Origin of the sequence: Flavobacterium sp. ABG (assembly GCF_001027725.1) — a bacterium.
GTDB lineage: Bacteria > Bacteroidota > Bacteroidia > Flavobacteriales > Flavobacteriaceae > Flavobacterium > Flavobacterium cupriresistens.
Window position 1 is genome coordinate 1 of record NZ_LEKS01000035.1, and the last position, 15,217, is coordinate 15,217.

Consider the following 15,217-nt stretch of genomic DNA (forward strand, 5'->3'; position numbering starts at 1 on the left):
GGACCATTAGCTGTTAAACTACCCTGAGGTAATGGATTAACCGTAATTGTTGCCGAGCCTCCCGTAAATCCGGAGCTTCGAACACAACTATTTGCTCCTGTCACGGAAACCAAGGTATAAGTCGTAGAAGTCGTAACCGGAGTTGTAAAGGTCGCAAAAGCGGTACCACTGGTCACATTAGTCTGCGTACGATTCGCGCCTCCGTTTTCCTGATACACTACAGTATACGGACCAGTACCTGCTGTTGCCGTAAATGTTAGTTGCCCTGAACCTGTAACACAAAACGGACCATTGGCTGTTAAACTACCCTGGGGTAAAGGATTAACTGTTATTGTTGCCGAGCCCCCTGTAAATGCCAAACTTCGCGCACAAGTATCAGCCCCTGTTACAGAAACTAACGTATAAGTCGTAGAGGTCGTAACAGGAGTTGTAAAAGTCGCAAAAGCGGTACCACTGGTCACATTAGTCTGCGTACGATTCGCACCACCATTTTCCTGATAGACTACTGTATAAGGACCTGTTCCTGCGGTTGCCGTAAAAGTTAATTGTCCAGCTCCCGTTGCACAAAACGGACCATTGGCTGTTAAACTTCCCTGTGGTAAGGGACTGACCGTTATAGTAACGGTAGCAGAATTTACAGCAGCACAAGAACCGTTTTGAATTACAGCTCTAAAATCTATCGTTTCAGTAAGTGGTCCTGACGTATAAGTTGCAGCTGTGTTAACAATATCATCCCACGTTCCAAATGGACCTGATGATTGCCATTTTAAAATGGTTCCAGTATATCCACTCAAAGTTAACAAACCACTTGTAGCTCCTGCACAAATTGTTTTTGCGCCACTTATAGTTCCTCCAACAGTTGTTGCAGAAACAATTACATTTGTTGTATTGTTTGCCGCAATATTTGAAGAACACACTCCCGATGTAAGATTGGTAACAGTAATTGTACTTGTTCCTATAGTAGTCAAACCAACTGCTGTAAAAGTCCCCGTTCCTGCAGAGGTAACCGTCATAGCTGCAGTAAGTGCAGTCCCGGTGGGATTAGTTCGATTATATGTTACTGTATAAACTCCAATAGGTAAAGAAGCTGCGCTGGAAGTTACCGTTATTACGGAAGTACTCCCAACCGAATTACAAACACCTGCTCCTGAAATTCCTGTAATACTATAAGTTGGACAAGTATAAGTAACGATAACCTGACCACGTGCGCCATTACCGCCACTCTGAGCGCCGCCCGACGCTGAGTTCATTGCTCCACTCCCCCCTCCACCAGGAGGAGTTCCAAAATTTCCGGGGCCATTACCCAATAAAAGACTGCTGAGAGCAGCTCCTCCGGCACCTCCTCCGGTATCACCTCCCTTTCCTCCGGCTCCCGAAGAGAGTCCTAGACTTAATAGAGCAGAAGCACCATTTCCCCCTGTGACACCAGAGGTTTTTGCTATTGAACCAAATGAAGCGGTATTTAACCCTCCGGCACCTCCGGCTGGTGCTCCTCCTGCCGTATTTGCAACACCTCCATGTCCACCAACCGCTAAGAGAATCGTTTCAAAACCAGTTATCGTAGAACTTCCACCATTACCACCGGTAGCTGTTGTACCAGTCGTTACTCCTGCCACTTTAACAGCCAAGGTATTTCCTGCCACAACTGTGATAGCACCGTGTGCAAAAGCACCACCACCACCACCAGCGCCGCTTCTTCCAGCTAATAATCCGGCTCCACTGGCTCCTCCTCCAGCTCCACCACCACCCCAAGCTTGTACGTCCATAGAAGTAATTCCAGCCGGAACTACCAATGAGCCATCAGCCGTAAAGGTGTGAGGGGGTTGCGCCCATAAAGAGCCAAAAACAAATAAAAACAGAAAGGAGAGTTTTACCTTTAGAAATGATGTTTTTTTATAATGCAGCTTCTTTTGAGAAAAACAATGCATTAAAAATTGAAGCGGGAAAGCTGGTAATTTTTTTTTCATCGCACTACTTTTTAAGTTAAAAAGAAAAATTAAAACCAAACAGACGTTTGGTTAAAATGAAACTCTAAATACCTCAAAAAATAATTTTGACTATCAAAATCAACTTATAATTAAAAGCAAAAAAAATACTAAAATGCTGCTTTTTAATTTGTGGTATTTAAAATAGCAATCAATATTTTGGCAGAGAAAAACAGAAAAGAGATGTACTTCGTCGGGCTTATAGGTACGTTTGTCGTACAAGCATAGCAACAAGGTACAATTTTATTTACAAGACAACAAAATATTTCACATAAAATTGTAAGAATTAGACACTTAAATAATTATGAGTTGATATAAAAACAGCATATTCTCCTTTAAAAATGGTAGTTCATCGTTAAAAAACGCATTTTGTCGAGTGTCTTTATTTACTGATAAAAAAATGAGATTTTCAAGCCATGAAAAAGAAAACATTCTGTCTTGCATCATAGATGTAGCTAACCCAAAAAATAATCGCATCGAATCAAATGTTTTTTTTTCACGCAGATTGTGCAGATTCTGCGGATTTTTTTCAATCTGCTAAAATCTGCGTGAGACTTTTTCTGACAATCCTACTAGCTTGTTTCATTTTAGAAATAAGAGAACCAGTGGCTTGAATTAATTAATTTAAGTTGCTAGTTGTTTTATGTTTGAAATTAGACCGTCTATACCCTATTTCTGAATTATAATAATGTGAATTTCTAATCAAAATTAAAATATTTGCAAAGGTACCTTTTTGAATAGCCTCCTGCTTCAGCTGGAGGATTACAAGTAGTTCATGATTTTATGGCTTTAGCCGAATTATACCCCGGATCTTTCGGCTAAAGCCAATGATTCACCTCTCAATCAATTACCTCCAGCTGAAGCAGGAGGCAAATTAATCTTTTTGTGTTTTCTTCAAATAGAATCAACTAATTATTAACTAGTGACTTGAATTAATTAATATCAGAATACTATTTTTTGAGTTATAGTATGATTGTTCTCCAAAACAACTTTTACTACTAGAAGTTGATTGCTGAATGACGGATTTGAAAATTGAAATGACATCGCATCGATTTTACCCTTAACTAAAAGTATTTTTCCGCTCACATCAAAAAAATGAACTGACTTAATATTCGTTTTTGCTGCTACCACATTTATGGACTTGTCTTTTACTATTATCTGAACGCCGTCTTCCAATTTCTCTAAAGTTTCCTTTTTTAAGGTCTTTTCGGTGTAGTGTATTACAAAACGCTCCTGAAAAACTCCTTTGTCAGTGGTAAACAGATAGGGGGCTTCCTGTAAGTTATGTATTATTCCCTTCGTTTTGTCTTCTAAATAAACATTCAAGTTCTCGTAGAGTCCTTCCTTTTTAGCAATTTTAATACTAAACTCCCCCTCAACAGCAGTCTCGTAACCCAGAGAAATTGAATCAGATTTGCCAAATACTGCTGTTGTTCCTTGAATTACCAAATGTTTATTTTCGAGGATACTATAAAAATCTGCCCATTTATTTCCTTTAAAAGATTCCGAATTAAAACTATCAACCGACGCATCGGGTGCTCCATACACATAACCAACCAGGATTTGTTTAAAAATGCCTTCCACATTCTCAAGATCCAACCAAATACGGTGTTTTTCGATTCCGCTTCTGATTTCCTTTTTATTGCTTACCGTTGTTTTAAAAAAAGAAGTATTTTGACCCATAATTCGCATGCTGTTGTCAAACGCAACAGATCCAGTATTCTTGCTTACAACAAAAAAAGCCTGATTTGAAACAATCGTTCCATCCGGTACGGTCTGATCCATTCCGGAAGAAAGTGCTGCTCTTGTTCCTACACCTCCCAACAAATTATAAACTGCATAATCATCTGAAGTATATTTATGATCTTTAACCGGAGTATTATGTGTCCAGAAATAAAGAGTTCCTTTGATGTTTTGGCTGTTTTTATCCAAAAACAAATCTGCACTAAGAGCTGAAGGGTATGGATTCCCAATTAAATTAAAAGTATTCTCTTTTCCTAAACCCAAACTAATTTTCCCATTATTCGGAACTCCTTTAAATATTGCGTCATATGCCGAAGCTGTTGTAACTGAAAAATCCTGAGGTCCGCGGATACAATATCCTTTTCCGGGGGTCATGGTATGTTGCGGATCTTCAACGCTCCAATGATCTAATTCATAGTTATAGGAGAAAAATTTATCCGATAATGTCTTCGGAGAAACAGCTATCAGTTTTTGATCTACTACCGGAGAGGCCCAATAGGTATAGTCAAATTTTAAAATCGGAGATGATTTTCTTAGAACTTGTACGATTCCCGTATTTACAATTTCATCATCATCTTGATATAAACTGGCCGCATTATTTAAAACCAGTGTCCCCAAACCGTTATAATCAAATTCAATTCCTAAAGTATTTCCACTTAAAAGCGTAACGGTCTTCCCTTCCTTGATTGTACAGTTGCATATGGTTGTCGCTGTTAAACCTGGATAATCTTCTGAAAAAGTGACTTCTTTTCCAGCGGACGGAAAACCATTTGACCATGCGATACCATTCCAATCAGTCGCTTCTAAGCAAATTTTCAAACGAGCAACCCTATGTTTTGATTCTCCGGAGACGGAATTAAAATCGCCACCAATCATAAGTTTGCGATCAGCAGTAAAATGCATACTGCGTACCTTATTGTTTAAATTTGCCTGAAAGCTGTTATCATAATCCCCAGACTTTAATAACCGTATTAACCTTAGGCAAGCTGTACTTTTATAAGTTCCGGAAAAAGTTCCTCCCACTAGGATACGATCATCGGGTTGTACTAAAATACTAAGAACATCTCCTTTACTAAAACCGGATCCAGAATCAAAAGTCGCATCCAGACTTCCGTTGGAATTCAATCTCAGAATCCGTTTTTGTGGAGTCCCATTGTACATTAAAAATGACCCTCCTACTATTATTTTCTGATCCGATTGTAACGCAATTGCACTTACTTTTTTATCAAACCCACTACCTGTGTTAAAAGTGGCATCTATACTTCCATCCTCATGAAGACGTACTAAACCTGACACCATAGTACCGTCAAAAGAAGTAAATCGTCCGCCAATCAGAATTTTTCCGTCCGGTTGAACCAGTACGGCCTCTACAATAGCATTGGCACCCAAACCAACATTAAAATCAACATCAAGCAAACCGTTTGCCAACAATCTGACTATTCTTCCAACCTGTGCAGTATTATATGACGTAAAATTACCGCCAACAATTATCTTTTGATCGGGCTGAAGTGCCATTGCATAAACCTGATTATTAAAGCCTGAGCCTAAACTAAATGTTGGATCAACGGTTCCATTTGCTAAAATACGAGCAATCCTATTGCAAGTTGATTCATTGTATTTTGTAAAATTCCCACCAAAAACAATCTTATCATCCGCTTGTAGAACGGCCGTTTTTACGTTGTTATTCGCTCCCAATTGCTTGGAATTAAAAGCCTCATCTAAGGTTCCATTTTCTAAAACTCTGGCAATTCTTGAAGAAAAAGCGCCATTGAATCTGGTAAAATTCCCAAATACCATAGTTTGTTTACTGGCCAACGGCAAAACTTTTAAAACAGAATTATCAAAACCAATTCCGGCAGCTAAATATCCGGTATCTTGTTCTCCTTCACTATCAATTCTAGTCAGTCTACCCTGATTCAGACTATCAAATAAAGAGAATGATCCCGCGATATACCAAGATCTGTCTGCCGTACTCTCTAATGCTAAAACGGAAGCAGATCCCGGTCCTGCTCCAGTATAGAAATCGTTTCTTATCGTTCCGTTAGCATTTAAAAAAAATAAACGTTTTACCTCACTATTATTGTAGTAGCCTGTGAAAGACCCTCCAACAGCAATAGTCCCCGAAGCATCAATTTTGATCACCTGAACCGCATCTTTACTGAGACCGGAGCCTGATAGGAAACCAGAATCGAGGGTCCCGTCATAATTGATCCGGATAATCCTGTTGGCACTGTTTCCGTTAAAATTCGTAAATTTTCCTCCTAAAATAATTTTTCCATCGGACTGTACAGCTATTGCATTTACATCATCATTAAAAGCAGTTCCAATACTAAAATGTTCATCAACTCTGCCATCAGAATACAGTCTGACTATTCTGTTAGCCGAAACTCCATTAAAAACAGTAAAAGCTCCCGCTACTATAATTTTTTGATCCGGTAAAATTTCAATATTAGTAATGAGTGCTGAAGCCCCAGTTCCTGTATTAAAAGAGGGATCTAATGTTCCATTGGGTAAAACACGTGCTATTCTATTTACGGTAACGGCATTGTATTTGGTGAAACTGCCCACTATAATTATTTTTCCATCCGATTGCAAACCCACTTTATAGATGATTCCTGTCGTTGCTGCAATTGCTGTATTGAATGATGTATCTTGTGATCCATCCGTATTTAAACGAATTAGTCGACCCACGCTGACTCCGTTGTAAGCTGTAAAACTTCCTCCAACAATAATTTTCCCGTCCGGTTGCACACAGACGCTGTAGACTTTCCCGTTGAAACCGTTTCCCATCTTAAAACTTTCATCAATCGAGCCGTCTGTATTCAAACGAGTCAAATAAGAGAGTTGTATTCCATTAAGAGTCAGAAAATCACCTCCTACGATCAGCTTTTCATCGGACTGTAAAAATAAGGTTCTAACAGTATTATCAAAACCATCCCCGATCGTACCGTCATCACGTACATTAAAGTTCTTATCCACTTTTCCTTGCTGTGCATACAAGTCGGCTTTATTGATAAAACTAACTACTAATACTAAAAGAATTATATTTCTAATCAAAGTCAGATAGATTGAATTAAATGATTGTAAGATTTAACTGCAATTTATTTTTCTTTTATTAATCTGACAATACCCACTTGACGGGATATTTAGGGTATGTTAATTTTCAATTTGAAGAAAACGCAAAAAAAAATCCATTTGCCTTTGACAAATGGATTTTTTACAAACTTAACTAGTGTTTTTTATTGAAATATAGCTTTCTTGGTCGTTGTGTGACCGTTTTCCAAAACAATCTTGATCAATACCATCTGATTGGCCGATTGTAAATTTGCTATATGTAATTCAGTTGCTCCGACTTTATTCTTTTCGTAAAGCAATTTCCCTGAAAGATCATAAACCATAACTTCTTTAATATTCTCTTTTTCTGAAGTTACTTTGATTGTCTTATTTTTTACTGAAACGATCAGATCACTGTCTGTATTTTCAAAATCATCAATTCCTAATGTTTTATTTGTGTAGCGTAGTACAAAACGATCCGAAAAAGTTCCTTTTGCAGTCGTAAAGGTATATTTACCAGCTCTTAAGTCATGAACTTTAGCTGTTACTTTGTCTTCTAAGTAAACAACCTGATTAACCAAATCACCATCTGTCTGCTCGATAGAAATTGCAAATTCACCTTCAATAGAACTGCGATATCCTAAAGGAACAATATCGGTATCGGTAAAAGGTAAAGCACGGCCTTGAATTACATAATTTCTACCATTATCTATACTATAAAAATCGATATAGGCATTACCATCAAAGCTTTCACCGTCAAATCTGTTTTCAAAATCATTGGTGGCTCCTTCTATATATCCGATCAAAGCTTGTTTAAAAGCACCGGTTTCATTGGTCATGTTTAACCACATGCGACCGTTCTCTGCTTCCTTATTTTTTGACGTATCGTCTCTTTTAAAAAACTGATTGTTAGCACCCACCGGACGCATACTATTATTAAAAGTAACCGTTCCAACATCATTTGTACTAATAAAAAAAGATTCTCCTGATGCAATTTTACCAGAGGGCGTATTCATATTGCGCCCGGGTGCCTGAGAAGGTCTCGTCGCTACACCTCCGGTAAGATTATAACTTGCATAATCATTTGAATTGTATTTATGTATTCCTACCACACCTATTGCTGTATTGTGGGTCCAGAAGTAAATAGTACCATTTATAAAAGTATTCGCATTTAAAAACTTAGTAGCGTCTAATGCCGAAGGATATGGATTACCTACTAAATAAAATTTATCAGCCAAAAGAGATTCCCCTTTAATAATTCCATTATTAGGAATCCCAATAAAATTTACCGTTTGAGAATACGTACTAGTGTTCCAATAATCTTTACCATTTGGATATCCGGTATCTCGTTTAGGAACACGAATAATATATCCTTTACCTGGTTTCATAATCGTATTTCCGTTTTCAATTATCCAATTTGTTCCGCTAAATGACATGTACTTGTCGGCTAGCGTATTGGGTGACAAAACATTCAATTTTTTATCTGCTACTGCTGATGACCAGTAGGTATAATCGAAATTTACCATTGGAGTTGAAATCCGTTCCATATCAAACGAATTCACAGCTCCGGTATACGTAGCATTATCATTGGTCTGAACCAAGGAACCATTGTTTTTTATTATAAGCTTACCATCTCCATTTACCACAATATTTTCATTAACGGTAAGAGTTTTGTCTCCCGCGATCGTCAATGTCTTTCCTGCTGCTATGGTACAAGTACAAACTTCTAAATCGTTAGTCAGAACTGTACTTTTATTCACCGTAATCGAAGAGCCGCTCTGAGGTGCCACTGATCCATCATAAACAAAAGGAGTATCAATAAAATTAAGGGCTAACTTGGCATCACCCCCATCTTCTCTTAAACGCACTTCTACAGTTGACGTTTTATTCAAAGGATACGTTTTTCCTCCGTTAATTAATGAAGTAGTATTGGTATAAATAGATTGTGTAAATATTTTGACTCCATCAATATAAATTTCACCCACATCATCACAATTTACAAGTTCTAATTGATAACGACCACAAGGAAAACCTTTACGTTTATAGGTAATGGTAAACTGATCAACGGGCATTGGAGCTCCTTCCCAACCCGAATAATAAGAGGGTGATACCAAAGCATTCCACTTTGACTGTGTATTGATATCTAAACTTGTATCTACATAAGTTCCTGCATAGGTGTCTGCCACTAAGGCAATATTTGCTGAATTAAAACCAAAAACATTCCACTTATTATCTCCGAAAGGCAGTAAAGTATCTCCTTTTATTATACCATATATAATGGACAATCTGGATGCACCTTCTTTTTCGTAATATTCTAAAACAAAGTCATGTGTTCCTTCTTTCAAGTTGTGCAGCGTAGATCTTACTGCATAACCTTGATCCTGCCAATTGTCTATCACTAAATCACCATCAATATACAAACGGTAACCATCATCACCACCTACTGTAAAGTTAAATTTACCGGCCTCTGTTGTAGTCTTCATTAGGTAGCGAACATAAAACCTTTCACTTGGTACTGTACCGCAAAATGCATTTGGCGCAACGCTTGTATCTCCTGTAATTACATCTGTACCTGTTTTTCGGTCAAACATCGCTTTCTCTGCAACAGATCCAACATAAGTAGTCATCGCGGGAGTATTTCCTGTATAGGTATAAACATAACCTTTCCAGCTGTTAACTCCGGCTGTTAAAGAGGGAACACATGGTGGTGGCGTTACTGTAACCGTAACGGTTGCAGACGAATAATTTTTCCCGTCATACAAGGTGTAGACAAAAGAACTCGTCCCGGTGAAACCCACTGCAGGAGTAAAAGTCACATTGGTTTTATCATTAACTTGAACAGACCCTCCTGAAGCCGGTTGTGTTGAAGTAATAGATGCCAATGCGCTGTAATTTTCATCATTTTCCAGAATCGGTACAATTATAGCCGTATTGGAATCGGTCGTAATTAGATCCGGATTTGCCGTAAGTAAGTTGGACGTATCGACTAGACCCGAAATGGTTGGCCCTACTTCTCCTCCATAATCGTGTTTGATTCTAAAATATCCGTTGTAAATATTTTGAACCCCATAAGGATAAATTCTAATATAAAATGTTTGATTTGGACTGCTAGTCACCACAGTATTAGCAGGAAAATTAAGGGTTACCTCAGTATCTGTGCCTTGTACTGCTGTGGTTGACCCCAAAAGGATTTTACCGTCATCAGGAAAAGTAGGATCTGTCGAGTAACGTACTTCGTATTTTGTTGCTCCTTCATTTCCCGAAGGAGAATTGTATATAAACTTAAATTGCGTTAAAGTCAGTTTGTAATTGGCTTTTGGTCTAATACTTACCTGAGCATATTTGTTAAGATTTACCGTATTTTTAATCGTACTGGTTTGAACATTAGTAAGATTAAAATAATTTGGATTACTGTTTGTGGTTAGATTAACACCTGAAGCACTAATGTCATTTGCAATGATATTGGCATCAGTGACAACTGCTTTGGGCTGATCTATTGCACCATTCCAGATGATTAGCCGAGGTGTAGCTTCTTCAACAAAAACCGAAACTGTAGCCGTAACTGTTTTATTCCCCTTTTTTAACGTATAGGTAAATGAACTGGTTCCTTTAAAATTTGTTGCAGGTGTAAAAGTAAGGATATTGTCAGTATTTGTTACCGTTCCGTGAGCCGTTGGCGGTTGCGTGTAAGTCATCGTTGAACCGTTATAATGGGTATCGTTAGTTAACGGATCAAAGGTTACTGCTCTTTTTTCTTTCGTTGAAACAAGATCATCATTTGCATTCAAGTCAGAGGCATCATAAGGCAAAACAGAACCTGTAATCGTAGGTGTTGTATTCCCATTTTCAATTGAACTCAAATTAATCAAGAACAATGGTGAATTAGGATCGCTATTGGGTTTTAGTTTGTAGCCATAAATACGAATGGTTATCGTTTCTCCGGCATATAGGGTAACATTAGACAAATTCAATGACTTGTTTATTCTTCCCGGGCTTGTTGTTTCGTCTACTAATAAAGTACTGGTGGCAAAATTATCTTTGGAATAACGAACCTGATAGCGGTTCACATACAAATTAGCATCGCCTCTATAAGTGAATTTGAAAGCATTCAATTTAATTTTATATCCTGTTTTTGCTGCCGTTGTAAATTGAAAATATTTAGTATCGTCAATAGCAAATGAGGTTGTCCATGGACTTCCTTTAAACCCTTCTCCTTGCGCAGGAGTTACAGTCAAACTACTTCCATTACTTAAATCCCCTGCAGCAATTGCTGCTGTGTAATTCGTATTAACAGAGGGTGCTTTAGTACCAGGACCATTCCACTTTACTAAATCTTCTTGTGCAAAACCAATAAAGGGTAAAAGTAAAAATAAAAGTAATTTTCTCATCATTTTAGTTGTTTCTATCTGATTAGTATGCAGGCATATAATTTTGGGCTTGCAAAGATAGAGACAACTACGTACTAGTCATAAAAGTAGTTTTAAGAAAGCCCGTATAATCGACAAAGCAAAAGAAATACTCGATGAAATACATCATAAAAAGCTTCAAACTGTGTTAATTCTTATAAAATCAAAGTGATAAAATATAAGAATAATCGTAAAATACAATCTAAAATAGCGTGTTTTTTAATTTAAAAAGTCTAAAAAAGCGAGTTTTGATGCGTAATATGCAAGAAAGCCTCCATTCACAAACAGAGGTTCCAGGGTGCTAAATGAGGTTTAACACTAGCAATCTGATTAGCGCTAATGCCTTTTTTAAGTAACACAAAAATTAGATTTTTACTACCGGAAAAGAGAATGTAGTTTTATTCCAGTTCCTTCATTTTTTCATAAACCAAGTTACTTTCATAACCTCTTCGCAACAGATAATCGCAGAATTTTTTCCTTTTTTTAAGCGTGTTATTTTCATGAATACTATTCCAGCATCTTTCCGAAAGTTGTTCAAAAGTAGTTTCATACTCTTCTGCCGAAATTTCTTTTAATGCCAAAGTGATATTAACCGCGGAAATCTGTCTGGCTTTTAACTCATTTGTGATCCGAATTCTGCCCCAAAATTTAATGCGGTGTTTACCTCTGGCAAAACTGCACGCAAAACGTGTTTCATTTAAAAAATTACCATCAATTAACTGAACTACTATCACATCAATTTCGTCTGAGGTCATCTTTAAACTGTACAATTTGGCAACCACCTCTGCATGACAGCGCTCCTGATAGGCGCAAAAATGTTCTAATTTGAGTAAGGCCTCCTTTGGGGTACATGTTGAATTCATGGCTTTTTTCCTGCTTTTTAACTATTCTTGCGAAAAATAGTCATTTTGTTGTTAAAATTCGGCCTTTATTTTTCAATTATCTCAGAAACTCTTTTTCTAAAATGTTGTATATGTGCAGAATTATAATATTTTTGTACGCCGAATTGGATTATTCAATAATGCTCAAAAACAAGCACTTAAATAACTGATTCTAAAATTTAAAACCAAAAGAAAAACACTACTCAGGTTTACTATCCGACATAATAGAGAACCGGTGCTTTTTTTATGTGTTTTAGCCCAAAACAAATTTAAAATATAAATACCACACGCTGATGATTAAAAAATTACTTTTATTCGTTGATTTCTTATTTTGTCAAAAAATAAACAAACCCAAAAGTTATAAGGTGTTTGGTTTACTTCAATTTCTTTTTTTACTATTTTTTACCGGAATTGGAAATGCACAGGTTGCTAACTATGCTTTTACATCATCATCCGGAACATATACAAGTATTGGGAATGGCGCAGATGTTATCTTTGCTAGCGGTTGGGATGATAATGGTCCAAGTACTAATATTTCACTAGGATTTACCTTTGTATTTAACGGAGTAAGCTATACTCAATGTTCAGTCAACATGAATGGATTCTTAACTTTCGGTTCAACATTTTCGCGTGGTGCTGAATATAATCCTATTTCATCTAATACTCAGGCAGGATATAGCGGTGCTATTAGTGCTCTTGGAAGAGACTTGATAAGCAATAATTCTACAATAACCTCCATTACTACAGGTACAGCACCCAACAGAACTTTTGTAGTGCAATGGAATAATACTAGACGTTATGATAGTGGCTCACAAAATGGTGATTTCAATTTTCAAATCAGACTAAATGAGTCTACTAATACAGTGCAAATTGTCTATGGCGCTTGTTCTAGTAATTACAATGCAGATGTACCTGTACAAGTAGGTTTAAGAGGTACTTCAAATGCCGACTTTAACAATAGAACAACAACAAGTAATTGGTCAGCAACAACGACAGGAAATGCAAATAGCAACACTTGTCGAACAAATAACTCAACACTCCCCGCTAATGGCTTAACCTATACTTGGACTCCAAGTGTATGTAGTTTCACCAATTTTACAACGGTAAGACAAATTACCAATGTAAAGTTGAATACAATAGATAACAACAGTACAGGAACCACCAGTTACGAAAGTTTCACAGGAGTCAACACCACTTTGGTTAAAGGACAAAATTACACGGTTTCTGTAAAAGGTGTTACGGCATCAAACAGCAACATTTTCTATACTGCATATATAGACTGGAACCAGGACAATGATTTTACGGACACTGGTGAAAAATTTAACATTGGTACTATTAACAATTCTACCGGAGCGGATGGCAAAATTGCGTCGGTTTATTTTCTGGTACCAACTGCCGCTACCTTAGGAAGCACCCGTATGCGCATCATCGGTCAATCTACTGACTATGTTACAAATCCTTGTACCACAACCGTAACAAGTCCAGAGGGACAGGTTGAGGACTATACGATAATTGTTGGTGATGTATGCTCAGGAACACCAGCTGCCAGTACTACTACATCAACAGCCACAACGGTATGCCCAGGTACCCCATTTACATTATCTCTGGGAACTACTTATTCGGATGGTGCTACTTATGTATGGCAAACTTCACCAAATGGTGTTGATACATGGACTAATGCTACCCCGACACCAACCACTTTTTTCGGTACTGAAGCCTTTAGTTCACTGCCTGCCAACACCAGTATTTCCGGAAATGCAAGTATAACCGGTGGTCAATTAGTATTAACGCCCGCTGCTACTAGCCAAAAAGGAGGTTTCTTAGTTGACAAATCTCCCGGCTCTAATATAAATGCTTTTACAACTTCATTTGATTATACTGCCGGAGGCGGAGGCGGTGCTGATGGTTTTAGTTTAAGTTATGCAGGAGCATTGACAAATACCGACAGTGGAGGAGAACTTGGAGAAGGCTCAGGTATTATAGTTCAATTTGACACCTATGATAATGAAGGTATAGCAAGTGGTAGCCGTATTCGTATCCTTTATAATGGAACAGGCGTTTTTACTTCGGCTCTGAGTATTCCTTTCAACATAAGAACTACTACAGCACGAAATGTTGTTTTGTCAGTAGATAACAAAGGATACCTGTCTCTTACTATGGTAAATTCTTCAGGCACTATAATTACAGTAGTCTCTAATCTTTTATTACCAGCTGCCTATCTTTCAACGGATAAATCAGCCTGGAAATTTAAATTTTCAGCACGAACAGGAGCTATAACTGACATCCATACTATTGATAATTTACTTATCCAATATTTAGATGTTACAAACTCTAAATCAACCTTTACTACTACGCAAACTGTAAAAACATTTTATCGTGCAAAGATAACCTGTACTGCTTCAACAACTGACTCTACACCAGTAGCGGTTGATGTGATTTCTGCTACCATTACTCCAATGACAGCTTCAGTTTGTTCAGGATCTCAATTTACAGCAACACCAACAACGGGAACCAATGGAACTATCCCATCCGGAACGACTTTTACCTGGACAGCCCCAACTATAGCAGTATCGGGATCCATCACGGGAGGTGCAGCAAGTACTGGTACTCCAAATGGTAACATTATTGGTACACTTACAAATACAACCACAACGCCACAAACGGCTACTTATACCGTTACTCCAACTACATCGGGTTGTGTAGGGGTTCCGTTTACTTTGACAGTAACCGTAAACCCTCGACCAATCGTAAGTTATACAGCGCAACCGGGAACAAGTACTTGTATAGGAACAAATGTTACCTATACTACTCAACCTAGTATGACTAATTACATCTGGGGATTCCCAGGAGTTGCCGGAACAGATTATACTATTGTTTCTGGAGGCACAAATGCAAGTAACACCGTAACTTTAAAATATTTAACAACCGGAAGTAAAACAGTAACGATTAACTATACAAACGCTAATAGCTGTACAGCAACAACGGCAACTTCATCAACTGCAACTACAGTTAATGCGCTACCTATCGTAACTTTTACAGCTCAACCGGGAGCAAGTGCTTGTGTGGGAACAAATGTTATCTATACTACTGAAGCTACTATGTCTAATTACGTTTGGGTATTCCCTGGAACTGCCGGAACAGATTACAC

General features: G+C 37.7%; 4 protein-coding genes and 1 pseudogene. 1 reads left to right on the forward strand and 4 read right to left on the reverse strand.

Features of this window, described 5'->3' with window-relative positions:
- The 4 genes and pseudogenes from AB674_RS21450 to AB674_RS21470 form a co-directional block, all read right to left on the reverse strand.
- Positions 1 to 1,967 (reverse strand): annotated as a pseudogene (locus AB674_RS21450) (hypothetical protein); the annotation flags it as partial.
- Between the two features lie 960 nt (positions 1,968 to 2,927).
- The gene (locus AB674_RS21460) at positions 2,928 to 6,785 is read right to left on the reverse strand and encodes a calcium-binding protein (protein WP_240478117.1); all 3,858 of its coding nucleotides are present in this window, start codon (positions 6,783 to 6,785) and stop codon (positions 2,928 to 2,930) included.
- Between the two features lie 182 nt (positions 6,786 to 6,967).
- Entirely contained in the window at positions 6,968 to 11,173 is a 4,206-nt protein-coding gene (locus AB674_RS22075; RefSeq protein WP_082210694.1) for an Ig-like domain-containing protein, read from the reverse strand.
- 413 nt (positions 11,174 to 11,586) lie between these two features.
- A complete protein-coding gene (locus AB674_RS21470) occupies positions 11,587 to 12,051 on the reverse strand; it encodes a regulatory protein RecX (RefSeq protein ID WP_047779341.1) in 465 nt (154 codons plus the stop codon).
- A 311-nt stretch (positions 12,052 to 12,362) separates the two neighbouring features.
- On the opposite strand from AB674_RS21470, the gene AB674_RS21475 reads away from it, so the two are divergent.
- The coding region (locus AB674_RS21475) for a GEVED domain-containing protein (RefSeq protein ID WP_047779342.1) at positions 12,363 to 15,217 on the forward strand (2,855 nt) is incomplete at its 3' end.